Raw genomic sequence first — 26018 nt, forward strand, 5'->3', positions numbered from 1 at the left:
TTGCCTTATTTAACACTGTTGTCTATTGAAAGTAAGCAGCAGCACTTGCAAAAAGGGTCATCACTAGTACCATAATTTTCAAGGTTTTTGCTTTGACTTCAACGGCAAACTTAACAGCAATTTGAGCACCTACAATACTACCAACACCTAACAATATTCCAGGTAACCAAGCAATTTGATCTCTAACAATAAAAACCACTAACGCAATGCTAGTAAACACTACTGTCGCAACTACTTTCATTGCATTAGCACGTAGTAAATCATAATTTAACATGCCAACAAAAGTCGCTATCAACACAAAACCAACACCTGCTTGAATAAAACCACCATAAAAGCCAGCAGCAAAGGTTGCTAAAAGCCCAAGTTTACTGTCATAACAGCTTTTTCTCTTACCAATATCTACTGTATTAGTATCACTTTTGAAAATTACCCATAAAGACACCACTATCATAGTGCCAAGGAGTAAAGGTTTGAGTAATTCTACATTAAGATAAGAGGCTATTATTGCCCCAACTAATCCGCCAATGAAAAGAGGAAAAAAACTGTCTTTAATTGACGTTGTATCAAGTTTATCATGCTGATAAAAACCACGAGCAGCAGTCAACGACTGCATAAATACGCTCACTCTATTGGTTGCATTAGCAACATCAGCAGGCAAACCATACATCATCAACGCAGGCAATGATAAATTTGATCCACCTCCAGCAAGCGTATTAATAACACCCGCCATTAATCCTATCACCATAAGAATCAGGGCTTGGTATATATCAATACTATCAAAAATAGTCACGTCTTAATTACTCACTGATATAGTTATTCGCTGATGTAATTACAACAATAATCAACAATAGTTTTTGCTTTAATTTCAAATTCGCTATTAGCTGGTACATAAAAAGATTCACCACCTTTAATTGTTTGCCATTCATTACTTTCTGGCAATAATATCTCACATTCGCCAGCTGTTATTTCCATTAATTCCTTTTCTGCTGTGCCAAATTTATAATCACCAGGCATCATAATACCTAACGTTTTAAAACTGCCATCTGTGAATGTAATTTTACGGCTAGTTACTTTGCCATCAAAATAAACATTAGCTGCTTTAGTGATTGTTATGTTAGTAAATTCAGTCATTTTATTTTCCTATCAATTTTCAAACTATTTTTAACAATAAAAAACGGCACTAACTTACGAAAATTTAATGCCGTTTTACGTTTATTTTTCTAAGCTAGTATGGACTAGTTAGCTTCAACAATTCTTTTCATGTCTGTCATATAACCACGAAGTTTTTTACCAATTAACTCAACGCCATGGCTGCGAATAGCTTCATTCACTTCAATTAAACGCACATTATCAACGCCATTTGATGGATTGGTAATACCACCACCTAATTCTTCTAGCGTTAATTTGCTAGTAAATTCTGATAATAAAGGTACAGCTGCATGCGTAAATAAATAGTTACCGTACTCTGCTGTATCAGAAATAACAACATTCATTTCATATAATTTATTGCGCGCTATACAGTTAGCGATTAATGGTGTTTCATGTAATGACTCGTAGTATGCAGACTCATCAATAATACCTGCCGCAACCATTGCTTCAAACGCTAACTCAACACCCGCTTTAATCATAGCAACAACAAAAATTCCTTTATCGTAATATTCTTGTTCGGTGATCTCTGTATCACAATCAGGAGCTAACTCAAAAGAAGTTTCAGCAGTTTCTGCACGCCATGTTAATAAATTAACATCATCGTTTGCCCAGTCTTCCATCATAGTTGCAGAAAAACGACCTTCAATGATGTCATCCATATGTTTTTCAAATAACGGACGTAAAATAACTTTTAGTTCTTCAGACATATCAAACGCTTTAATTTTCGCTGGGTTTGATAAACGATCCATCATGTTAGTGATACCGCCGTGCTTTAAACCTTCAGTGGTAGTTTCTAAACCATATTGTAGCAATTTACGAGCGTAACCCGCATCAACACCTTGTTCAACTAATTGCTTGTGCCCTAATACAGCTGCTGTTTGTAACATACCACATAGAATTGTTTGCTCACCCATTAAGTCAGACTTAACTTCAGCAATAAACGAAGACTCAAGAACACCTGCTCTGTCACCACCCGTTGCGCTTGCATAAGCTTTAGCAATCGCTAAACCATTACCTTGTGGATCATTTTCAGGATGAACAGCGATAAGTGTTGGTACACCAAAACCACGTTTATATTCTTCACGTACTTCAGTACCTGGACACTTAGGCGCAACCATTACCACGGTAATATCATCGCGAATTTGCATGCCTTCTTCAACAATATTGAAACCATGTGAGTAAGCTAAAGTTGAACCTTGCTTCATGTGTGGCATAACCGCCGTTACTGCTGAAGTATGTTGTTTATCAGGCGTTAAGTTTAAAACTAAATCTGCTTGTGGAATTAATTCTGCATAAGTACCTACAGTAAAACCGTTTTCAGTAGCCCACTGCCAAGATTGACGTTTTGACGTGATCGCCGCTTCACGTAGAGCGTAAGAAATATTTAAGCCAGAATCGCGCATGTTTAAACCTTGGTTTAAACCTTGTGCACCACAACCCACAATAACAATATTCCAATCTTTAATGAAGTTACAGCCATCGCTGAACTCTTCACGCTTCATAAAACGACATTTGCCTAATTGGCCAAGCTTTTCACGTAAGCTTAAGGTATTAAAATAATTGCTCATGGTAGTTCCTATTCAGTATTCTAAAATAATGGTTAACTAACGTTAGCATGCTAACTAATAGTTTTTAAGTTGAACAGAGCATAACGCAAAACAAACATTGCACAAAATGATATATTTGCATCTATATGTTTCATATTATGCAATAATACATATGATGTTAGTAAAATAATTATTCTAACGGAGTAAATTATGGATAAAAAAGCACTAGCCATGTTTGTGCATTTAAGCCAAACACTACATTTTGGTAAAACAGCAGTAGCTTTTCATGTCAGTCCTTCTACCTTAAGCCGTGTAATTCAACGCTTAGAGCAAGAGGTTTGCAGCGATTTACTGCATCGAGATAATCGTAGTGTGGTGTTAACTGACGTAGGTAAAAAATTTAAACTGTATGCAGAACAACAATTAGAACAATGGCAATCCTTTAAAAATTCGTTAGATGAAAAAACAGAATTATTAACGGGTAAACTTCATATTTATTGTTCTGTTACTGCTGCCTATAGTCACCTGCCTCCTTTGCTTGAGCGCTTTCGTAGTCAACATCCCTTGGTTGAAATTATGTTAACCACAGGTGATGCTGCTGATGGTTTAGAGCTAGTGCAAAATAAATCAGTTGATATGGCTATTTCTGCTTACCCAGAAAATTTACCTCGCAGTGTTTATTTTCATCACCTTGCCACCATTCCTTTAGCTGTGATTGCTCCCACCATGCAGTGCCGAGTGCTACACCTTTTGCAACTTGATAAACTACAAAATAAAGCTATCCCTTGGTCAGAGTTACCCATTATATTGCCAGAACACGGAACTGCACGTAAACGGTTTGAATATTGGTATCGCAAGAAACAACAAGGAAAAGCCAATATTTACGCAACCGTTTCAGGTCATGAGGCCTTAGTGAGCATGGTCGCTTTAGGCTGTGGTGTGGGTATAGTGCCACAAGTAGTTGTTGAAAATAGTCCGGTGAAAGATCGAGTGCAATACTTGGCAGATGTTGGTGAAATAGAACCGTTTGAGTTAGGTATCTGTTGTTTAAATCAGTCTAGAGCGCAACCGCTTATCAAAGCATTTTTTTCCTCAATCAGTTAATTTTAAAAGACTCATTTAAAATAACTACACCGCAACTGAACTAGTTAAGTGACGTAATAAGCGATCCATCGCTCGATAAGACAATGCTTCAACGAGGTGCTCATGAAGTATCTCATCACAGCCATTCATATCAGCCAACGTTCGGGCTATTTTTAAAATTTTATGATGAGCCCGAGTAGAAAGACCTAATTTTTCAACGGCAAGTTCAAGGAACTCATTGTCATCAAACGATAAATGGCAAAAACTTTTTAATTCACTCGTTCCTAAATGAGCATTGGCTTTACCTTGACGCGCTAATTGTTTTAATCGACACGCCTGTACTCGTTCTTGTACAACCTCACTGGTTTCATTTGCGTCAGTATCACCAGCCCAAGTACCCCGAGGTAACCGAGCAACTTCAACTTGGATATCAATTCTATCTAAAAAGGGGCCAGATAAACGGTTCAAATAACGTAATACCTGCTCAGGCGTACTACGATTATCATTGTAAAACCCTGTTGGACTAGGGTTCATCGCCGCAATCAGTTGAAAACGCGCAGGAAAACTTTGCTTATGCATAGCTCGAGAAATAGTCACTTCGCCTGATTCCATCGGTTCGCGTAATACATCTAACACCTTACGTTCAAATTCTGGCAACTCATCTAAAAATAACACCCCATTGTGTGCTAACGAAATTTCACCCGGCTTTGGTTGACTACCTCCCCCCACTAATGCTGCTGACGAAGCCGTATGATGTGGTGCTCTAAACGGTCGAGTTAACCACGATTTTTCACTAATACTTTGATTACTTATAGATTGAATAGCCGCAACTTCTAGTGCCTCTTGTTCCGTCATTTTGGGTAAAATACCTGCTAACCTACTTGCGAGCATGGTTTTCCCAGTGCCTGGAGGACCAATAAAGAGTAAATTATGATTACCACTGGCTGCAATTTCTAAAGCACGTTTTGCTAACGGCTGCCCAATTACATCACTAATATCTAACGTATTAATATCGCTAAATTCTTCTAACGATTTTTCTTGTACGAAAGGTAACAATGTTTGCCTTGAAAAATGCGGATAAAGTTGACTAAGATGATCAATAGCGTGAATCTTAGCCTCTTTCACCCAACTTGCTTGTTCACTATTTTGCATAGGCAATACTAAAGTTCGATTATTTTCACAACAAGACATTGCCATAGGAATCTCACCTATAATCGCTCTTAATTCACCTGATAGCGCCAGCTCACCTGCAAATTCATACTGGGCTAAATCAACTTGAGGAATTTGCCCAGACGCAGCCAAAATACCAACCGCAATAGGTAAGTCAAAACGCCCACCTTCCTTGGGTAAGTCGGCTGGCGCTAAATTAATGGTTATTCTTTTTGCAGGAAACTCATAACCACAATTGATAATAGCACTGCGGACACGGTCTTTAGACTCTTTAACAGAAGTTTCAGGTAAACCAACAATATGAAAAGCAGGTAAGCCATTCGCTAAATGCACTTCAACTGTCACAAGAGGGGATTCTAAACCAACACGAGCACGGCTATAAACACAAGCGAGAGACATAATAATTCCATTTAGTTAATTCCTTTTGTTTAGTGTAGGAAACTATTCTTTATAATTCTAACTTTTTCTTAAACTTTTCATAACAGTGCATTTAACAACCACCGTCTCATATAACGTTTACTTATTTAGATAGAGCGAAAAATTGAAAAAAAAAGCTTGCTCAAAACATTAGAGCTATGGTACTAATTTAAAAAGAGATTGAACTGTGCATAAAAATTCATTAAATAACTATAAATTTTCAGTTTTACTCATTTTAACTTTGTATTTAACATAGAAAAGACGAATCATATAACAATGCAAAACTTTAACTCAATTATTAACGTAATTATTATTAACGTCCTCGTCGTGGTGGTAAAATCATCTCGAGGGATTTCATTGAGCTAAAAAAAGCAAAACAGAAATACTAACCCTCGCTTCGAAAGAACCGAGGGTTTTGTTTTTTTGGAGCATAATTTAAAACACTAAGCAACTTTGGAACTATCATGACTGACAGCAAACCGTTAACTGGCGGCGGATTACTATTTAACGTACTCGAACAACACGGCGTACACCATATTTTTGGCTATCCTGGCGGCGCCATCATGCCTATCTACGATGCATTGTATGACAGTAATGTAAAACATTTTCTTTGTCGACACGAGCAAGGCGCTGCATTTTCCGCAGTCGGTTATGCCCGAGCGTCAGGTAAAATTGGTGTTTGTATGGCTACATCAGGCCCCGGTGCAACTAACTTAATTACTGGTCTTGCAGATGCCCTTGCTGACTCTATTCCTCTTATTGCTATCACAGGCCAAGTGCCCACTGCTGCTATGGGTAGTGATGCTTTTCAAGAAACTGATATCTTTGGCTTATCGCTTGCTTGTACTAAACATTCTTTTCAAGTGCACCACGTAGATGAATTAGAAGATGTTTTACACCAAGCCTTTGAAATAGCGCTTGAAGGTAGACAAGGCCCTGTACTTGTAGATATTCCCAAAGACGTACAAATGGCCACTGTAGTGCAAAACTTCAAATCAGCAGCACCACTTAAAAACAAAGTTAAATTACCATTGGCAGACATTACCAAAGCGCTTGATTTATTAACTCATGCTAAACAACCCATTCTTTATGTTGGTGGTGGCGTTGGTATGGCAAACGCTATTGATGAAGTAAGAGCATTTGCTAAAACAACAGGCATTCCATCTGTTTCTACATTAAAAGGTTTAGGTGCCTTAGATAATACCAATGCAAACTATATTGGCATGTTAGGTATGCATGGTACTAAAGCTGCTAATTTGGCTGTGCACGACTGTGACTTATTGATTGCTGTGGGCGCTCGCTTTGATGACAGAGTAACAGGTAAACTAGACCAATTTGCCCCAGATGCCAAAGTAATACATTTTGATATAGACACGGCCGAAATTAATAAGCGTAGAAAAACTGACGCGCCAATTTTAGGTGATTTAAAGGCCAACTTACCCTTGCTTACCATGCCTTTAAATATTGAAGTTTGGCAAACAAAAGTACAAGAAATGAAAGCTAACTGTGCATGGCGTTACGACCATCCTGGTGAGAGTATTTTTGCACCTGCTGTGTTAAAAGAAGTTAGTGATTTAATGCCAAAAAATACCTGTGTCACTACCGATGTTGGTCAACATCAAATGTGGGCAGCACAACACATGACTTTTGATGATCCTTGTAACTTTTTAACCAGCGGTAGCATGGGAACCATGGGCTTTGGTTTACCTGCGGCAATTGGTGCTCAAATTAGCCGACCACATGACACGGTAATAGCTGTTTCAGGTGATGGTTCAATTATGATGAATGTACAAGAATTAGCAACTATTAAACGCTACCAAATTCCTGTTAAAATAGTGCTGATTGATAACGCAAAACTTGGCATGGTACGCCAATGGCAAGACTTATTTTTCGACGGTCGCTTAAGTGAAACTGATTTAGCAGACAATCCTGATTTTTGTATGTTAGCGCGCGCTTTTGATATCAAAGCAAAACAAATAACAAAGAAAAATGAAGTCACTGCCGCAATAAATGAAATGTTAGATCACGACGGCCCATACTTACTACAAGTGAAAATTGATGCTTGTGAAAATGTTTGGCCATTAGTACCACCTAACAGTGCCAACAACGAAATGATGGAGAGCGCTTAACATGAACACCTTGTCTTTCAATAAATATACGTTAATCATCATGACTGATGATAAACAGGTTGTACTAGAACGAATTTTACAAGTAACGCGTTATCGAGGTTTTTTAATCGATGGCATTACAGCCAGCGTTAATAACGCCAACAATATCGCTACCATTGAATTATTAGTCAGTAGTGATCGTCCTATTACGCTTTTAATTGACCAAATTAATAAACTGGTCGACATCAAGAGTGTCAAAGTAGACAATAAGACATCACAGCTATCTAATAAAAAAGAATGTAGTGCTTAATACCTTATTAAAAGCACTATAAAATATTTAACTACTATACGGCCTATTAATTAAATCGTTATAGGCTTAATTTTCATTAAAAGAATGAGTTAAATAGCAATAGGTAAGTTTTAACATTGAAGCATCGTTGAATAAGGCACTAACTTCAACCAGTGCCATTTTTACTTTGCTTAATAACCAAGCTCAACCACATATTCAAAATCAAATTTACGACTCTATATTCAAAACGGGACTCAATATCATGCCTAAATTAAGATCAGCAACTTCAACTCAAGGCCGTAATATGGCTGGCGCTCGAGCTCTCTGGCGTGCTACAGGAATGACTGATGGCGATTTTGGTAAGCCAATCATTGCCGTTGTTAACTCTTTTACTCAATTTGTGCCTGGCCATGTACATTTAAAAGACATGGGACAACTTGTTGCTGGTGCTATTGAAGAAGCAGGTGGTGTTGCTAAAGAATTTAATACCATTGCTGTAGACGACGGTATTGCTATGGGTCATAGCGGTATGCTGTATAGCTTACCTTCTCGTGATTTAATCGCCGATTCTGTAGAGTATATGGTGAATGCTCATTGTGCTGATGCCATGGTTTGTATTTCTAACTGTGACAAGATTACCCCAGGCATGATGATGGCAGCTATGCGCATTAATATTCCTGTAATTTTTGTTTCAGGCGGCCCCATGGAAGCAGGCAAAACCAAACTAAGCGAACAAATCATTAAACTAGATTTAGTTGATGCTATGCTTCAAGGTGCCGATCCTGAAGTGAGTAACGATCAAAGTGATCAAGTAGAACGTTCAGCTTGTCCTACTTGTGGTTCATGTTCTGGTATGTTTACCGCCAACTCAATGAACTGTTTAGCAGAAGCACTCGGTTTAGCCCTACCAGGCAATGGCTCTATGTTAGCGACTCATGCCGATCGCGAAAATTTATTTTTGAATGCTGGTAAACAAATTGTTAAGTTAACTAAACGTTATTATCAAGATAACGATGATTCAGCCCTACCGCGTAATATCGCTAATAAAAGCGCTTTCGCCAATGCCATGTGCTTAGATATTGCCATGGGCGGTTCAACAAATACTATTTTACATCTACTTGCCATCGCCCAAGAAGCTGAAATAGATTACACCATGGAAGATATGGATAAATTATCACGTCTTGTGCCGCAACTATGTAAAGTCGCACCATCTACCCCAGAGTATCATATGGAAGATGTACATCGTGCGGGTGGTGTCATTGCAATTTTAGGCGAATTAGCTCGTGCTAACTTATTAAAAACAGATGTACATAACATATTGGGTACCTCGTTAGCTGATGTCATTGCCAAATACGATATTACCTTAACTGATGATGAAGACATTAAAAAATTCTATCGTGCTGGCCCTGCAGGTATTCGTACTACTAAAGCCTTTAGCCAAGATTGTCGTTGGGATACCTTAGATGATGATAGAACAAATGGTTGTATTCGTAGTATTGATAATGCTTTTTCAACTGAAGGCGGGTTAGCAGTATTATCGGGTAACATAGCCATTGACGGCTGTGTGGTAAAAACCGCAGGCGTAAGTGACGACAATCTAATATTCACTGGCCCTGCTCATATTTTTGAAAGCCAAGATGATGCTGTTGCAGGAATTCTTGACGGTAAAGTGGTTGCAGGCGAAGTTGTTGTTATTCGCTATGAAGGCCCTAAAGGCGGCCCAGGCATGCAAGAAATGTTATACCCAACCACTTACTTAAAATCAATGGGATTAGGTGCAAAATGTGCATTACTTACTGATGGGCGTTTCTCGGGTGGTACATCAGGCTTATCAATCGGTCATGTTTCTCCAGAAGCTGCTAATGGCGGCGCTATCGCCTTAGTTGAACAAGGAGATATTATTCATATTGATATTCCAAATCGTAGCATTAACTTAGACGTTAGCAGTGAAATAATGGCTGAGCGTAAAGCAGCAATGGAAGCTAAAGGGAGCAATGCATGGAAACCTAAAGACCGAGTTCGTCCAATTAGCTATGCGTTAAAAAACTATGCCATGTTAGCAACCAGTGCTGATAAAGGCGCGGTAAGAAACCGTGATTTACTCGACGGACTTGTAGGTAAATAATGACGAATACGCAAAGCCAAGCGTTGCTCGCACAGCATGCCGAGCAACTTGATTATTTAAGACGCATATTACTTGCACCTGTTTATGATATTGCTATTGAAACAGAGCTGACACACTTAACAAAATTATCTACCCGTCTAAATAATCAAATTTATTTAAAACGAGAAGATCAACAACCTGTGCATTCATTTAAGTTACGAGGTGCTTACAACAAGCTTTCTAATTTAAGCGAAGCTGAATGTATTCATGGCGTTATTGCTGCTTCGGCAGGTAATCATGCTCAAGGTTTAGCGCTTGCTGCTAGTAAATTAGGCATAAAAGCAACCATTGTTATGCCTAAAACAACCCCAGACATCAAAGTTGACAATGTAAAGCGTTTTGGTGGTGAAGTTCGCTTAGTGGGTAATAGTTTTAATGAAGCACAAGAAGCTTCCATTGAATATGCAAAAGCGGAAAACAAAACCTTGATCCACCCTTTTGACGATGTAGACGTTATTGTGGGTCAAGGCACAGTAGCCAAAGAACTATTACAGCAACATGCTAAAACTGATGTCGTTTTTGTTCCTGTGGGTGGTGGTGGCTTACTTGCTGGCATCGCTGTTTATTTAAAGCAATTAAGTCCAAACACTAAAATTATTGGTGTAGAAGCCGAAGATTCTGCATGTTTGAAAGCCGCCTTAGCTGCTGGTGAACCTGTAAATTTACCTCAAGTAGGATTATTTGCTGACGGTGTTGCAGTAAAACGCATTGGTGAGCATACATTTAATTTAATTAAACGTTACTGTGATGATGTAATTACCGTAAGCACCGATGAAATTTGTGCCTCAATTAAAGATATTTTTGAACAAACACGCGTTATCGCTGAACCTGCAGGCGCATTATCACTAGCGGGACTACAAAAATACTGTTCGACAAACGATAAAACTGATCAGTCATTAGTTGCTATATTATCAGGTGCTAACATGAACTTTCATAGTTTACGTTATGTTTCTGAACGTTGTGAATTAGGCGAGAAAAAAGAAGCAGTGCTTGCTGTAACAATCCCCGAAGAAAAAGGCAGCTTTAAACGTTTTTGCCAAACCATTGGCAATAGAGCGATTACCGAGTTTAATTATCGCTATACAGGCGAAGCAAATGCGAATGTTTTTGTGGGTGTTCGTTTAAGTGGCAACACGCAGGAGCGTCATCAAATACTTGACCTTTTAAGTAATGCTAACTATCAGGTTAATGATTTCACCGAGAATGAATTAGCAAAACTGCATGTTAGATATATGATCGGTGGAAAAAACAAAACCGCAAATAGGGATGAACGCCTATTTAGTTTTGAGTTTCCTGAACATCCAGGTGCATTAGAAAAATTCCTTGATGCTATGGGTGGCATTTTTAACATCACTCTCTTTCATTACCGAAATCATGGTGCAGCATTTGGTCAAGTACTCGCTGGTTTTGAAGTCAGCAAGGATAAAGAAAGTGAGTTTTTTGAACATTTAAATGCCTTAGGCTATCAGTTCGAAGAAGCAACAGAAAATCTTGCCTATCAGGCTTTTCTTAACTAACTTAAACTAACTTTTTCTTTATTTTTCTATTAAAAGGGGAGCTATTTCCCCTTTCTAACTCTAGCCCCTTTCTTAAAATCAATGCCTTGCTTCTAAGTCTTTTAATTCTCACTGAGCGGGAAAGAACTTAATCAACTTGGTATTATTACGCTCAGAATAAAAAAACAATAACACCATATATTGTGCCAAATCAAACAAACAACACAACATATAGAATTACGTTGACAAACATGTGATTTCGATCAACTATTCAATTTATAAAAATCACGGGTGTCCGTCTGTTATAGAGCGGTCATTTCACCGCACTATGCTAAAAATCATAAGAAGATAAATAATGAATAATGAGATAATTAAAGAAAATATTATGGAAGATGCTCTCACAACGTCAGCCGTTTTTGATCCCAATCATTTACAACTTGCTTCTCAAGATATTTGGCGTTCAAAGTATCAATTAAAAACCTCATCAGGTACGCCTGTTGACCATAGCGTTATCGATACATTTGAGCGTGTTGCAGAGGCAATTGCAAACGTAGAAACAACTCCAGCAAAACAAAAAAAATACCGTGAAGAATTTTTATGGGCATTAATGAATGGCGCAATACCCGCAGGGCGTATTATTTCAAATGCAGGTGCTGACGAACAAAAACCTACGGCATCAACCATTAATTGTACGGTATCCGCAACTATTGAAGATTCAATGCAAGGTATCGTGGGTGAAGCCGTTAGTAAAGCAAGCTTAACGCTAAAAGCAGGTTGTGGTATAGGTTATGATTTTTCAACCATTCGCCCAGACGGCGGTTTTGTTGCGGGTGCAGGTGCAACCACATCAGGCCCCTTACCCTTCATGGATATTTTCGACACCATGTGTAAAACCGTTTCCTCTTCTGGTGGACGCCGCGGTGCGCAAATGGGCACAATTGATTGCCAACATCCAGACATCATGGAATTCATCAAAGCAAAACGTGAGGATGGCCGTTTACGCCAATTTAACTTATCCATATTAATTACCGACCCATTTATGGAGGCGGTCAAAGCTGATGCCGATTGGCAATTAGTTTTCCCTACCAATAAAAATGAAATTAATCTGTTAGGACTTAACTATGAGCCTGACAATAATACTGATGAAGTAATCTGGCGTGAATGGCCATTAACAATGGACGGTTACATAGTAAACCATGCAGGTGAAACTGCCTGTAAAGTATATAAAACAATCCGCGCAAAAAATTTGTGGAACATGATCATGAATGCAACTTATGACTATGCGGAGCCAGGTTTTATTTTGATTGATAAAGTGAATGAATATAATAACAATTGGTTTGCCGAGCTAATTCGGGCAACCAATCCCTGTGGAGAGCAGCCATTACCACCAAACGGGTCTTGCTTATTGGGGTCTATTAACTTAACTGCTTTTGTCAGTAATCCATTCACCGCACAAGCGAGTTTTGATTGGGAGCGCTTTAAAAAAGTTGTTCGTATTTTCACACGTATGTTAGATAACGTAGTAGAAATTAACGGTTTACCTTTGCCTGAGCAAGTAGCTGAAATAGAAAACAAACGCCGCCACGGCATGGGTTATTTAGGTTTAGGCTCAGCCATGACCATGCTTGGTATGAAATACGGTAAAAACAATTCGGTAGAATTTACCCGAGAAGTGACTAAACACCTTGCATTAGAAGGATGGCGAGAAGCAACCAAGCTGGCAAAAGAAAAAGGCGGTGCACCATTCTTAAACGAAATGTATACCATAACCGGTGCTTTATTACATAAACGTCCTGAATTAGCAGAAAAATACAAGTTAGGTGATCAAGTTAAAGGGGTTGAATTACACGTTAATTACAGTCGTTATATGAAAAATATTGTGGCTGAATTAGGTGAAAAATGGGTAAAAGATGCACTTGCAACAGGGCTACGATTTACTCATCACAGCTCTATTGCCCCAACAGGAACCATTGCCTTATCATTAGGAAACAACGCCAGTAATGGGATAGAACCAAGTTTTGCCCATGATTATAAGCGTAATGTGATTGTCCCTGGAAAATCCACCAAGCAACAAGTTAATGTGCGTTCTGCCGAAGTATTAGCGTACGAACGTTTAATGAAAAGCACGCATGGTAATGACTGGGAATTGCCCATGAGCAAAATAGGCTCAGTATCATCATTAGATTTATCCCAACTACCAGAAAGTTTTGTTGATACCTCAACGGTAACCCCATCAGAACATGTCGCAGTACAAGCCGCAGCTCAAAAATGGATCGACAGCTCAATCTCTAAAACTGTTAATATTCCAACAGAGTTTCCTTTTGAAAATTTTGAAAATGTCTACCTAGAAGCTTACACAGAAGGGCTGAAGGGCTGTACTACATTTAGGTTCAACCCTGAAAACTTTTCAGGAGTACTTGTCAATGAAACCGACCTAGCCAACACCGAATATCAGTTCACTGTTGAAGGCGGCGAAGTTATCAAAGTTAAAGGCAATGAAACTGTAATTTATGAGGGGCAAGAGCACATTGCTTCAAACCTATTTGACGCAATAAAAGAAGGGCAATACGGGCGCTTTTAGCACCTGATTTAGCACATTAACTAGATGCCTATTTATACAAAAGCGAGTAAGCATCAATATATTTTAGCTTACTCGCAAACTTAACTTATTCAACTGGATTCATTATCAATTATTTAACAGAGATACATCATGACACAACCATCTTCAACACAAAAACCGATTGAAATCAGTAAAAAAATTATCGGCGTATCCGTAGTAAATAAGCAAGACATTGCTTTAAACAAAGAAAATAACACGCAAGCAATTCCAGAAGAATCAACTCAGCCTATCGAGGTCATTGAAAAAACCACACGACCTAAAGAGCTAGATTCTAGAACCTACAAAATTAAAGCATCCGCAGGGTATGATCACGCCTACTACGTGAGTATTTCAAACGTTGTGCTTAACGAAGGTACAGAACTAGAAGAAGTTCGTCCCTATGAAATATTCATTAACACCAAAGACAAAATAAATGTTCAATGGGTACATGCCCTCACCTTTATGATGTCGGCTGTCTTTCGTAAAGGTGGTGAATACATGTTTCTACTTGATGAGCTACGAGAAGTCTCGTCACCTAATGCCGGTTGGTTCGGACAACATACTCGGGGAGGCAACCCAAGATACATTGAGTCAATGGTTTCAGCTATTGCCGATACTATTGCTTATCATGTAGAGAAAACTTGCGGCGTTACCGTTGAAGCTATTGAACTATCAAACGAAGCCAAAGCCATTATTGAAGAAAAAAAGGCTGAATACTTAAAAAACCATAACTCGACAATTACCTCAACTCAGGTAGACAATGAAGACGCTGGCATGCCAAATGCGATGGACTGCCCTAAGTGTAAAGTACGCAACGCGGTAATCAAACTTGATGGTTGTTTAACTTGTGTCTCATGTGGCGATTCAAAGTGTGGTTAATGGTACCAATATCACTAGCAATTTAAATGATACCGATAATGATACATTTATACCACACTAACATAAAACACGAGCATCACCTTTATCACTAAAACACTATATGTTGTGTCAAATACAGGACAAAAACACAACATACAGAAAATCATTAACAAAAAATTTGATCTGGATCAACTACGAACATCCTAGAAACACTATATATTGTGCACACCAATAAAACAAAACACAATATATAGGTTTTTATATGGAGTTTAATTGCCTCCCTCCCTCTGTCGTTTTTCAAGAAGTCCCTAACGAAATCAGCTTATGCTTTAGCATTACTGGTTGTAAAGTTGGCTGTAAGGGCTGTCATAGCACAGAATTATGGAACGAAAATTATGGCAGTGCGCTAACCAACAAAGCGTTTATTACATGGCTAAAAAAATACCAAGGCTTAATCAGCTGTGTGGTATTTTTTGGCGGGGAATGGCAGCGACATGCATTAATAGAAAAACTACTTATTGCCAAAAATTTGGGGTTGAAAACATGCCTCTATTCAGGTGAAAAATATATCGATATTAGTATTTCTCAACATTTAAATTTTTTAAAAACAGGGCCGTGGCAAGCCGAACTTGGTGGCTTAGAAAGCAGCACTACTAATCAAATTTTTCGTAACGTCAACACTGGCGAAACGCTTAATCATTTATTTATAAAGAATCATTTAAACAAGTCAAACAATCACTCAACAAAAGAAGGAACCAACAATGTTGCGGCTTAATGAAGAACAAATAAACAATAAAAAAGATTTCATCCTCCATTACTTTTTAGCAAAAAATGCTGCTGATGGTTCAAAAATGGATGCCAATGCTAATGTTAGCCATAAAAATATTGCTACGTTAGAAGCAGAATTATTGAAAGACTGTTTTGTGCAAATAAACCGTGCTTTAGTGCAAGACAAAATTCGTGAAACCTTCAACGACGAACTAGCCAACGAATACTTACGACAAATTGAAAATCATGAAATATACGTACATGATGAAACCAGTTTAAAACCCTACTGTACCTCAGTAAGCATGTATCCATTCTTACTTGACGGTTTAACAAAACTAGGCGGTGAGTCAAAAGCGCCTAAACACTTAGAGTCATTTTGTGGCTCTTTTGTTAATCTTATTTTTGCTATTTCAGCACAATTTGCTGGTGCTGTGGCTACCGTTGAATTCCTTACTTATTTTGATTATTTTGCTCGCATTGAATACGGTAATGATTATTTAACCACACATACTAAAGCCATTGAAAATCACCTGCAGCATGTGATTTATGCTATTAACCAACCAGCGGCAGCACGTGGTTATCAAAGTGTTTTTTGGAATATTTCATTATTTGATCAACATTACTTCGCTGCCATGTTTGACGATTTTGTTTTTCCTGATTTCAGTAAACCAAACTGGCAAACAGTAGAAAGCCTACAACAATTCTTTCTTGGTTGGTTAAATAAGGAACGCGAAAAATCAGTATTAACATTTCCCGTTGTGACTGCCGCCATGTTAACTGAAAATGGGCAGTGTAAAGACTTAGATTTTGCTCGCCAATTAGCTGAACAAAAAGCACAAGGGAATTCTTTTTTCATTTACTTATCAGACAGTCCTGATTCTCTTGCCTCTTGCTGCCGGTTACGCAATGAAATTTCCGACAATACGTTTTCCTATACCTTAGGTGCAGGTGGTGTTGCTACAGGTTCAATTAACGTTATTACGTTAAACATGAACAGGCTGGTGCAAGACGGTCGTGATCTGCAAACAGAAATAGAAAAAATTCAAAAATACCAAGTTGCTTACCGTAAATTAATGGAAGATTACAAAGCCCAAGGCGCGTTATCTGTTTACGATGCTGGTTTTATTACCCTTGATAAACAGTTTTTAACCATTGGCATAAATGGTATGGCTGAGGCAGCAGAATATAACAATATAACCGTAAGTAATAACCAAGCTTATAAAGACTTTGTTAGCAGTCAGCTAAAAGTTATTTACAAAGCTAATCAAGAAGCCAAAAAACGTTATGGTTATATGTTTAACACTGAATTTGTACCCGCTGAAAATCTAGGTATTAAAAATGCTAAATGGGATAGCAAAGATGGTTATCAAGTCAACCGTGATTGCTACAATTCTTACTTTTATTTAGTGGAAGATGACAACACCAATCATCTCGACAAATTTGTACTACATGGCAAGGAAATTACTCAATATTTAGATGGTGGCTCAGCTTTACATTTGAATTTAGATGAAACGTTATCTACCGAAGCGTATTTAAAATTATTTAATGTGGCTGCAGCAACAGGCTGCAATTATTTCTGTACTAATGTAAAAATCACCATCTGTAATGAGTGTGAAAAAATAGATAAGCGTACTTTAATACAGTGTGATGCATGCGGAAGTGACAATATTGACCATGGCACACGTGTTATCGGGTATTTAAAACGGGTTACAGCTTTTAGCCAAGGCCGTCAGAAAGAGCATGCATTACGTTACTATCACAAAAATGCACCTAAACATGAAAAAAGTACAACAGCTGCCTAGCGACCACTTTATAGTAATTTTATTTAATCAGTAAATTCACTGCACCATGAGTATGGTTACTTTGCTAGCCATACTCTCATCATCTAAACGGCCATAACGCATAATAAAGTCGGCTTTACCATCATAATTAATATCATGTTGCTCAAATAATGCACCATTTTTAGGTAATAATATTTTATGTTTACTTGCCTTACGGTTAAACAATTTCTTACTTTTATTACCTAAAAAAATAGATAGCCTTTCTTCGCCCGCAGACAGAATTAAATCTTGACGACCATCACCGTTCACATCAGTTAATAGCACTATAGGTTGGCCACTTTGCCCTGATGTTAAACTAAAGCTTAATTCAACTTCCTTACTAATTAACGCATCATTTTCATAACTATCATCATCATTTAGTACAAACAAAAGTACATTTTGATCTATACCGCCTGACAATAACGCGCCAATTATATTACTAACACTTAACTCAAATGAAGATAACAAGACTTCAAATTTATTATCTTCATTTACATCAACAATTTTCAGCCCCGTTAATGTTCCCTCGGCTTTAATCACTGTACTTGGTGTTTCCTTAAATGCTAAGGTACTGTTTTCATCAATATAACCAAAATAAAATTCATAATCATTAGTCCGCTCTAATACTCCTGAGCTTTGAGTAAAACGCACAATAACATCGGCTACCCCATCCCCATTTATATCTTTTATTTGTTCAACAACACGATGAGTTAAATTACTTTGATCTGGGTTTTCACCATCCGATTCGGTAATTTGCCACCAATTTAAGCCTTGAATTGTGTCAGCCAGCACTAAATTTTCCGATTGCTCAGTAAATTTTCCATCTAAATTTTGACTAAAATAATTTATTTTACCCTTAGAAACCCAGGCAATGTCTTGTCTATTATCTAGATTAAAGTCAGCAAAATAAAGTGAGCTAGGTTGAAACATAACACCACCCAAACTCATTTCAATTTGTGGGTTAATTGCTAAATGCTGGTAGAAAGCAGCTTGCGAATTATTCGAATAAATCCACACATTGAGACCATCAAAATCAGGTAAAGCAATATCATCCACACCATCTCTATTTATATCTTTAATAAAGTCTATTTGGGCAAGAAAATTAGATCTATTTAGCAAATAAAGAGAGTTAACCTCTTGTTTATGCTGAAGATACAAACCAGATAAAACACTTGTTTTATCTTCATTGGGCTTACCTTCTGGCACACTGTCAGCATAATTAAGTGACACCACCGCATTTTTTGCTAAAAAATAAAGTCCTTTGCTATTTTCACTAACATCATAAGCAAAATACTCCGCAGAAAGTTGCATTTTATCGAGTAATTCATAACGATCATTCGGAGCATCAAAGGTATAAATGGCTAGCCACGTTTGCTTTAATTTATCTACGCCAATCAAAACAAGTTCATCCATTGGAAGTTGTTCATTGATAACTAATTCAACAGGAATAACAGGTGAGCTCACCTGAAAGGGTGCGGTAATATTGTAATGTTTAAATGCTACCTTGGTGCCAACAAGTTTACTTGCGTTGGCATATACCGCTGAGACACTAAAAACCCCAAAGCAAAAAATCACACCTACCAATAACTTATAATGCATAACAGTCCTTATTTAATATACTCTTTCATATTACTCAACAACAAACATGCTTTCTTACTTACTTTGTATCAATTTATAACGGAACAACTTTATACGCACAACGTCGTGCACCTTCAACAATATGCTCTTCTCTTGTCACGTCTGCAACATCATTAAATAATTGTTGAAACAGTTGTAATTCACTTCGGCAAAAACTAATGCACTTAGTTGCTGCTGCGCATATAGGGCAATGATTTTCTAACAACCAATAAAAATTAGCTTCACTGGTTACCGTTGCCATATAACCTTCATCAGATCGTAGTTTGGCTAACGTATTTAATTTTTTTTCCACACCACATTTATCAGCTAAGGCCGCACTATACTCATGCATTGATGATACTTCTCTATTAGCAATAAGCTTCTCTAAACCATCATCACCAAATACGGCAATAACAGAATCAATAAGCTGCACCGTTAATTCATCATGTCGGTTAGCAAAATGTTCATTACTTTTTTCTGTTAACGACCAAAACCGTGTTGGCCTCCCCCTCGCTGCTTTTTCATCTTTATAAGTTACATCACCAGACTCTTCTAATGCCAGTACATGTTGACGAATGCCCATGGTTGTAAGCCCAAGTTCATCGGCTAGGGATTTAGCAGTTAAAGCGCCCTGAACTTTTAACAGGTTTAAAATTTTATCATGGGTTTTCATCGCAGCCCCGAAATAAATAAGTTTAAAACAATTAGCGTATTATTACTTACTTTCACATTATGTAAACTTTTTTATTTATTTTATTGTTGACTTCATTAAGTAAAGATAATACTTTACTTAATAATAAATAAAATTTTTAGTTTACATAATAATGGTGGAGTTTCAATGAACTTAAATCAAATTACGCTGCCCGTAAAAAATATCGAAGAAAGCATTCGTTTTTATATCAATTTAGGATTTGAGTTAATTGTTGATACACCCCATTACGCAAGATTTTCCTGTCCTGAAGGTGATGCTACGTTTTCCCTCAGTGTAACAGAGCAAAAATTCAACAATGGCGCTGTAATCTATTTTGAGCTTGAAACATTAGACCAATACGTTAAGAAGTTACAAAAGCAAGGATTCAACTTTACTCAATTACCAACTGATCAACGTTATCTTTGGCGTGAAGCGATATTGTTTGATCCTGATAACAATCAACTAAAATTTTATTGGGCAGGTGAAAACCGTCTTAATCCCCCTTGGAAAGTGAAACATAATAGGAGAGCAATATGATTACTTTAGAGCATGTTAATTTAGTGGTAACTGATATCAAAAAAACCTTAACTTTTTATCAAGCAGCTTTTCCTCACTGGCATGTACGTGGCGGTGGTGAAGGCAAATGGTATGGCAAACCAAGAAATTGGGTACACTTTGGCGATGATTATCAATATATTGCTTTTAATGATGATGGTGTGGGGGAAAACCGTGATTTAACGGGGCATCAAGTGGGACTTGCCCATTTTGCCTTTGTAACTAACGATCTTAAAGGGATGATTGAGCGTTTAGCACTGGCAGGTTTTACAGTAGATAAGCAAGGTGCAGCTGAACCTTTTCGTGATAACGTTTATTACATTGATCCCAATGGTTATGAAATTGAGTTTGTGCAATATTATAGTGATCTACCTGATCAGAGAAATAGTTATGAATAAACTATAAAGCAACCTTATTAAAGCTTAAATTGAAATAAGCACCAACTAAGTGTAATTGGGATATAAAGACAAAAAACACCTAATATTATAGTTAATATTAGGTGTTTTCATTTAATTCCAACTTAAACTAGTATTATTTGTAACTACCCGTTTAAAATAAAATTCAATTCTTCAGAACTAAGCCAACAATCAAAAAAGCGTATAATTAAGCTTTTTTCTTACGGCTTGCAGCAAAGCCAACTAAACCTAATGCTAAAATTGCTAATGAGCCTGGTTCAGAAACTGATGTTGTTGGATTAGCTGTATAAGTATAATTTACAACTACTTTACCCCAAGAGCCTGTCGCTACATTATTTACAAAATCACCAGTACCAGACTCTAAACCATTTGATAAGAATGTTGATGGCAGACCCAAGAAATTAAAATCTACCGCTGAACCTGTATTAAACGCTGCAATATTAACCCCTGTTAATGAAGAACTTAATTCACCTGAAGATAATGCGAAGTTAAATGTTGAGCCTGGAGCCATACCAAAACCACTTGCTGAGCTTTCATCTGATAGATAATTAAAAGATGGACCAGCAAATACGTAATCATTTGCCGCTGCAGTAGTTACTTGCCAAGCTTCCTGCATTTGCATTACTACTGAAGCACGTCCATTAACTGATGTTGTATTAGTAGAAGAGCCCTCTGCATCTATTTGAGCGAATACAGTTATATCAACGCCAGTAAGAGTTCCTAGCGAATTATCAAAACCGTTAATAGATATGATTGAGTTTAATGTACCCAAAGGTACATCCGTTGAACTTCCTTGTGTACCAAAAGTACCTGTTTCACTAATTAAGCCAGCAAATGCTGAAGAAGAAGCCAATAATAATGCTGCGCCAAGAGCTACATTTTTCATTTATTTTTCCTTAATGATAATCGTTGATCTACTAATACCGTAAGCGATATTAGTGAATATAATTTAATCTATTTACTTGAACAAAAAATAAGCTTAACTTACTGATATGTCACAAATAAAATACAACGCCGATGAATGCAAATACCGAACCAACATGGTAAGATGTTGATTTTGTTTGTTATTGTATAATTAAATGATAAATGAAAATAATAACTGTAAAAAATAATGACAATAGAAACCAGAGTTATTTGCTTTAAAATCAATCACCTTGACCGTAAAACACCCTGCATTAATACAATTTTATCATTGAATAATACTATAAAATTACTCGTACCATTTATCTCTTTAGTGTTTGATAAAATTGAATACTCATAACTAAATAGCTCTACTTATATAAAAACTGATCTCGATCAAGTACCTGAGTAATTTACTCAGGTACTATTATGACCACTTAATTATTTCTACTAGGAGTCCCTTATGGGTTGTTGTGGCGGTTGTGGCGGTGAAGGCCATGAAGAGAAAAAAGAACAAGAGCAAGCAGTAGAACAGTCTACTGACAAAAAAGTTGAAGAAACAGAAGCTTAATTTCTAGTTCAACAATAAATCTTGAAAAGCAGTTGAGCCAAAGCTCTACTGCTTTTTTGTTGTTTGTATATTAGGCTTTCTTTTAAACGACAGAGTAAACCCTTTCAATAATGCAAATTGCGCAAAGTAATAGCTCACCATAATAGCAACTATAAAAGAATATTTTTGACAAAAACAATTATTCAGTTTTTGCTTGCTTATTACATAACCTCCACGTTAGAATTTGTGCGCGTTATTAGCACAACTAGTAACGTAGACTTGTCGGAGTGCCAAAGGCTGAGATCGCGTAAGCGGGATCCGTAATACCTGAACAGATTAGTATCTGCGTAGGAAACAAGAATAAACAGCACAATTCAAACGCTGCTTTCTTCATTACACACCTTTATTGTTGTCATTCCGCTTCTTTTTTGATTTATTAAAATAGGCAGCGACCATGAGCGAACAACCAAAAACTATACCAGAGAAAACCAAAGCAACCAGACGTGAAAAGCGTGAGGCTGCACAAGCTTTTTTAGATAATGTTTCAGCACAATCATTTCCTAATTCAAAAAAAATCTATGTGAAGGGAAAATTACATAATATCAAAGTGGGTATGCGCGAAATCACCCTGTCAGACACCCTTATTTCACCTGGAAATGGCGGCGATAAAGACAACCCCATCTATGAAAAAAATGAACCTTTATGTGTTTACGATACATCAGGGTTTTATACGGATGAAAATGTAACTATAGATGTTCACCAAGGTATTCCTCGTTTACGTGAATCATGGATAGATGCCCGTGATGATGTTGAATTCTTAACATCTAATAGCTCTTTATATGCACAACAACGCCTTGCTGATGAAGGTGTTGATCATATTCGTTTCGAACATTTGCCTAAAATGCGCATTGCGAAACAAGGTAAAAATGTTACCCAAATGCATTACGCTCGCCAAGGTATTATCACGCCAGAAATGGAATATATTGCCATTCGTGAGAACCTAAAACGGGAACAAGTAAAAGACGAAATTTTACTGCAACAACACAAAGGTCAATCGTTTGGAGCGAGTATTCCAGAACAAATTACGCCTGAGTTTGTCCGTGATGAAGTAGCACGTGGCAGAGCCATTATCCCTGTAAATATTAATCATCCTGAATGTGAGCCTATGATCATAGGCCGTAACTTTTTAATTAAGGTAAATGCTAATATTGGTAACTCTGCAGTTACGTCATCCATTGAAGAAGAAGTTGAAAAACTGGTTTGGTCAGTGAAATGGGGCGCAGATACGGTAATGGATTTATCCACAGGTCGTAACATTCATGAAACCCGCGAATGGATTTTACGTAACTCGCCCGTACCAATTGGCACCGTACCAATTTATCAAGCCTTGGAAAAAGTTAATGGTGTTGCTGAAAACCTCACATGGGAAATTTTTCGCGATACGTTAATTGAACAAGCTGAGCAAGGCGTAGATTATTTTACGATTCATGCAGGCGTTCTGCTTCGTTATGTTCCCATGACAGCAAAACGTGTTACAGGCATTGTTTCTCGTGGTGGCTCTATTATGGCTAAATGGTGTTTAGCACATCATAAAGAAAACTTTTTATACACACATTTTGAAGATATTTGTGAAATTTTAAAACAGTACGATGTGTCATTCTCATTAGGTGATGGTTTACGTCCAGGCTCTGTAGCAGATGCAAACGACGAAGCACAGTTTGCTGAATTACATACACTAGGTGAATTAACCAAAATTGCTTGGCAGCATGACGTACAAACCATTATTGAAGGCCCTGGTCACGTGCCATTACACATGATCAAAGCCAATATGGAAGAACAACTTGAACATTGTGGTGAAGCACCGTTTTACACCTTAGGGCCATTAACTACAGATATTGCGCCTGGTTATGATCATATTACGTCAGGTATTGGTGCCGCTAATATTGGTTGGTATGGTTGTGCTATGTTGTGTTACGTAACCCCTAAAGAGCACTTAGGTCTACCCAATAAAGACGATGTAAAAGAAGGTTTAATCACTTACAAAATTGCCGCTCATGCGGGTGATTTAGCCAAGGGGCATCCTGGTGCACAAATTCGTGATAATGCCATGAGTAAAGCGCGTTTTGAGTTCCGTTGGTATGATCAGTTTAATATTGGTTTAGATCCTGAAAGAGCCAAAGCCTATCACGATGAAACTTTACCGCAAGAATCTGGAAAAATTGCGCATTTCTGCTCTATGTGTGGCCCTAAATTCTGTTCAATGAAAATTTCTCAAGAAGTACGCGATTATGCGGCCGATCTTGAGTCTGGTAAGAAAATAGAAATTCAACTGCTAGATGAAACGCTAATACTTGATGCAGATGCAGCAAAAGGCATGGCAGAAAAGTCGGCTGAATTTAAAGCAACAGGTAGTGAAATCTACCACGTAACTCAATAATGAACATTGCCATTGTTGGTGCAGGGCTAATAGGAAGACTAATAGCCTTGTCATTACATCGTCAAACGGAATATGACGTAACGCTATTTGACAAAGACAATAAGCTGGCGCATAACAGCGCTGCTTATGCTGCTGCGGGGTTATTAACCCCACTAGGTGAGTCATTACATAGTGAAGCGAATATTGTTGCCATGGGATTTGAGTCATTATTGTTATGGCCAACATTGCTGGCCAGTTTAGATGAACACACCTTTTTCCAGCAAACAGGTGCCATTATGGTCAGTCACAAACAAGACAAAGGTGATTACCTACGTTTTGTTCGTCATTTAACAAGCCATTACCCTGAGCAAGATTTACAAACCCTAAATCGAACTCAGTTACTCGCCTTAGAACCAGAATTAGGAAGAAGCTTCAATCATGGTTTATATTTACCCCAAGAAGGTCAAATAGGTAATCGTCGTTTACTTGTTGCCTTACGAAAGCAACTTGAAACAGAAGAAGTCAGTTGGTTTAGCGAATGTTTGGTTACCCAAATACATAATAATGAAGCGCAAGGCTGTGCTCTTACGTATGAGCCCAAAGGTGGTCAACAGCAAACTCAATCATTTGATTTAGTAATTGATTGTCGCGGCACAGGTGCCACTAGAAAACAGACAAGTAATAACTGTGCTCCCTTAACAGATTTACGTTCAGTTCGCGGCGAATTATTTCAACTATTCGCCCCTGATGTACACATATCACGTCCTATAAGATTAATGCACCCAAGATATCAGCTTTACATAGCCCCAAAAAAGAAAGGGTTTTATGTGGTAGGTGCTACCGAAATTGAAAGCGATGACCAAGCTAACATGACGGTGCGCTCAGCTATGGAATTACTCAGCGCAGCTTACAGTGTTCACCCTGGTTTTGCCGAAGCCAATATTCGTCAGCACATTAGTCAATGTAGACCTGCATTTAGCGACAACCAACCACAAATCAATATGCACAAGTCGTTAATGCAGGTAAATGGCTTATTTCGTCACGGTTTTTTAATTTCACCAGTAGTATTAACACAAGTACTCGCGCTTATTAATAACATTAAAAATAGTACAAATGACATTCTGCCCTATTCTGATTTATTGATGACGAAAATTGACACAACCCCATTAACAAAAGAAGAGCCGCCTTATGAATATTCATATTAATGGTAAAGTCTATTCACTACCACACGAAGTTAACATTACGGTCAGTGCTGCCTTAACACTGCACTTCATAGAACCGCAACAAAGCACCTTTGCTGTAGCACTTAACGGTGATTTTGTCGGTAAAACAGATTATGACACCACAATCGTTAGTAATGGCGATAGTATTGATGTTTTACAACCCATTCAAGGCGGATAAACAC

General features: G+C 37.7%; 21 protein-coding genes and 1 riboswitch. Of the genes, 14 read left to right on the plus strand and 7 right to left on the minus strand.

Annotated features, from left to right (window positions below):
* Nucleotides 1–22 precede the first annotated feature (22 nt).
* The 3 genes from ACE1OF_RS09625 to ilvC all read right to left on the minus strand — a co-directional run bounded on the left by ACE1OF_RS09625 (nucleotide 23) and on the right by ilvC (nucleotide 2717).
* Entirely contained in the window at nucleotides 23–790 is a 768-nt protein-coding gene (locus ACE1OF_RS09625) for a sulfite exporter TauE/SafE family protein (RefSeq protein WP_448894126.1), read from the minus strand.
* Between the two features lie 23 nt (nucleotides 791–813).
* A complete protein-coding gene (gene ppnP, locus ACE1OF_RS09630) occupies nucleotides 814–1131 on the minus strand; it encodes a pyrimidine/purine nucleoside phosphorylase (RefSeq protein ID WP_448894127.1) in 318 nt (105 codons plus the stop codon).
* A 104-nt stretch (nucleotides 1132–1235) separates the two neighbouring features.
* Complete coding sequence (ilvC, locus tag ACE1OF_RS09635) at nucleotides 1236–2717, minus strand: ketol-acid reductoisomerase (RefSeq protein WP_448894128.1); 1482 nt, start codon at nucleotides 2715–2717, stop codon at nucleotides 1236–1238.
* A 189-nt stretch (nucleotides 2718–2906) separates the two neighbouring features.
* On the opposite strand from ilvC, the gene ilvY reads away from it, so the two are divergent.
* The gene (ilvY, locus tag ACE1OF_RS09640; protein ID WP_448894129.1) at nucleotides 2907–3800 is read left to right on the plus strand and encodes an HTH-type transcriptional activator IlvY; all 894 of its coding nucleotides are present in this window, start codon (nucleotides 2907–2909) and stop codon (nucleotides 3798–3800) included.
* Between the two features lie 24 nt (nucleotides 3801–3824).
* Here the strand turns inward: ilvY and ACE1OF_RS09645 are convergent, their stop codons facing one another.
* Entirely contained in the window at nucleotides 3825–5348 is a 1524-nt protein-coding gene (locus tag ACE1OF_RS09645; RefSeq protein WP_448894130.1) for a YifB family Mg chelatase-like AAA ATPase, read from the minus strand.
* 482 nt (nucleotides 5349–5830) lie between these two features.
* On the opposite strand from ACE1OF_RS09645, the gene ilvG reads away from it, so the two are divergent.
* The 8 genes from ilvG to nrdD all read left to right on the plus strand — a co-directional run bounded on the left by ilvG (nucleotide 5831) and on the right by nrdD (nucleotide 17450).
* Entirely contained in the window at nucleotides 5831–7495 is a 1665-nt protein-coding gene (gene ilvG / locus ACE1OF_RS09650) for an acetolactate synthase 2 catalytic subunit (RefSeq protein ID WP_448894131.1), read from the plus strand.
* A 1-nt stretch (nucleotide 7496) separates the two neighbouring features.
* On the plus strand, nucleotides 7497–7784 hold the full coding sequence (gene ilvM / locus ACE1OF_RS09655; protein ID WP_448894132.1) for an acetolactate synthase 2 small subunit: 288 nt from the start codon (nucleotides 7497–7499) through the stop codon (nucleotides 7782–7784).
* A 241-nt stretch (nucleotides 7785–8025) separates the two neighbouring features.
* A complete protein-coding gene (ilvD, locus tag ACE1OF_RS09660) occupies nucleotides 8026–9888 on the plus strand; it encodes a dihydroxy-acid dehydratase (protein WP_448894134.1) in 1863 nt (620 codons plus the stop codon).
* A complete protein-coding gene (gene ilvA, locus ACE1OF_RS09665; RefSeq protein ID WP_448894135.1) occupies nucleotides 9888–11444 on the plus strand; it encodes a threonine ammonia-lyase, biosynthetic in 1557 nt (518 codons plus the stop codon). The genes ilvD and ilvA overlap by 1 nt, the downstream gene beginning before the upstream one ends.
* A gap of 334 nt (nucleotides 11445–11778) precedes the next feature.
* Nucleotides 11779–14004: an adenosylcobalamin-dependent ribonucleoside-diphosphate reductase gene (locus ACE1OF_RS09670; protein WP_448894136.1), complete on the plus strand. Its 2226-nt coding sequence runs from the start codon at nucleotides 11779–11781 to the stop codon at nucleotides 14002–14004.
* A 129-nt stretch (nucleotides 14005–14133) separates the two neighbouring features.
* Nucleotides 14134–14901 carry a hypothetical protein gene (locus tag ACE1OF_RS09675; protein WP_448894138.1) on the plus strand — a complete coding sequence of 256 codons (768 nt, stop codon included), beginning with the start codon at nucleotides 14134–14136 and terminating at the stop codon, nucleotides 14899–14901.
* A 241-nt stretch (nucleotides 14902–15142) separates the two neighbouring features.
* Nucleotides 15143–15655 (plus strand): anaerobic ribonucleoside-triphosphate reductase activating protein, encoded by a 513-nt coding sequence (nrdG, locus tag ACE1OF_RS09680; protein ID WP_448894139.1) that lies wholly within the window; start codon nucleotides 15143–15145, stop codon nucleotides 15653–15655.
* Nucleotides 15642–17450, plus strand: a complete 1809-nt coding sequence (gene nrdD, locus ACE1OF_RS09685) for an anaerobic ribonucleoside-triphosphate reductase (protein WP_448894140.1) — start codon at nucleotides 15642–15644, stop codon at nucleotides 17448–17450. The genes nrdG and nrdD overlap by 14 nt, the downstream gene beginning before the upstream one ends.
* Nucleotides 17451–17486: 36 nt before the next feature.
* Here the strand turns inward: nrdD and ACE1OF_RS09690 are convergent, their stop codons facing one another.
* Nucleotides 17487–19067 carry an FG-GAP repeat domain-containing protein gene (locus tag ACE1OF_RS09690; RefSeq protein WP_448894141.1) on the minus strand — a complete coding sequence of 527 codons (1581 nt, stop codon included), beginning with the start codon at nucleotides 19065–19067 and terminating at the stop codon, nucleotides 17487–17489.
* Nucleotides 19068–19140: 73 nt separating this feature from the next.
* Complete coding sequence (locus ACE1OF_RS09695; protein WP_448894142.1) at nucleotides 19141–19758, minus strand: helix-turn-helix transcriptional regulator; 618 nt, start codon at nucleotides 19756–19758, stop codon at nucleotides 19141–19143.
* A gap of 165 nt (nucleotides 19759–19923) precedes the next feature.
* Between ACE1OF_RS09695 and ACE1OF_RS09700 the strand changes: the two genes are divergently transcribed.
* Together ACE1OF_RS09700 and ACE1OF_RS09705 are read left to right on the plus strand one after the other, a co-directional pair.
* Nucleotides 19924–20313 carry a VOC family protein gene (locus ACE1OF_RS09700; RefSeq protein WP_448894143.1) on the plus strand — a complete coding sequence of 130 codons (390 nt, stop codon included), beginning with the start codon at nucleotides 19924–19926 and terminating at the stop codon, nucleotides 20311–20313.
* Complete coding sequence (locus ACE1OF_RS09705; RefSeq protein ID WP_448894144.1) at nucleotides 20310–20729, plus strand: VOC family protein; 420 nt, start codon at nucleotides 20310–20312, stop codon at nucleotides 20727–20729. The genes ACE1OF_RS09700 and ACE1OF_RS09705 overlap by 4 nt, the downstream gene beginning before the upstream one ends.
* Nucleotides 20730–20934: 205 nt before the next feature.
* Here the strand turns inward: ACE1OF_RS09705 and ACE1OF_RS09710 are convergent, their stop codons facing one another.
* Complete coding sequence (locus ACE1OF_RS09710) at nucleotides 20935–21633, minus strand: choice-of-anchor E domain-containing protein (RefSeq protein ID WP_448894146.1); 699 nt, start codon at nucleotides 21631–21633, stop codon at nucleotides 20935–20937.
* A gap of 837 nt (nucleotides 21634–22470) precedes the next feature.
* Nucleotides 22471–22568: riboswitch (TPP riboswitch) on the plus strand.
* 83 nt (nucleotides 22569–22651) lie between these two features.
* Here ACE1OF_RS09710 and thiC point away from each other — a divergent pair.
* From thiC to thiS, 3 genes are read left to right on the plus strand one after another with little or no spacing between them, the layout of a single operon-like run.
* Nucleotides 22652–24634 (plus strand): phosphomethylpyrimidine synthase ThiC, encoded by a 1983-nt coding sequence (gene thiC / locus ACE1OF_RS09715; RefSeq protein ID WP_448894148.1) that lies wholly within the window; start codon nucleotides 22652–22654, stop codon nucleotides 24632–24634.
* Complete coding sequence (gene thiO / locus ACE1OF_RS09720) at nucleotides 24634–25818, plus strand: glycine oxidase ThiO (RefSeq protein ID WP_448894149.1); 1185 nt, start codon at nucleotides 24634–24636, stop codon at nucleotides 25816–25818. Before thiC ends, thiO begins: the two co-directional genes overlap by 1 nt.
* Nucleotides 25802–26014, plus strand: coding sequence for a sulfur carrier protein ThiS (gene thiS, locus ACE1OF_RS09725; protein WP_448894150.1), 213 nt, complete (start codon nucleotides 25802–25804; stop codon nucleotides 26012–26014). Before thiO ends, thiS begins: the two co-directional genes overlap by 17 nt.
* Nucleotides 26015–26018 lie beyond the last annotated feature (4 nt).

Source organism: Colwellia sp. E150_009 (assembly GCF_053543955.1).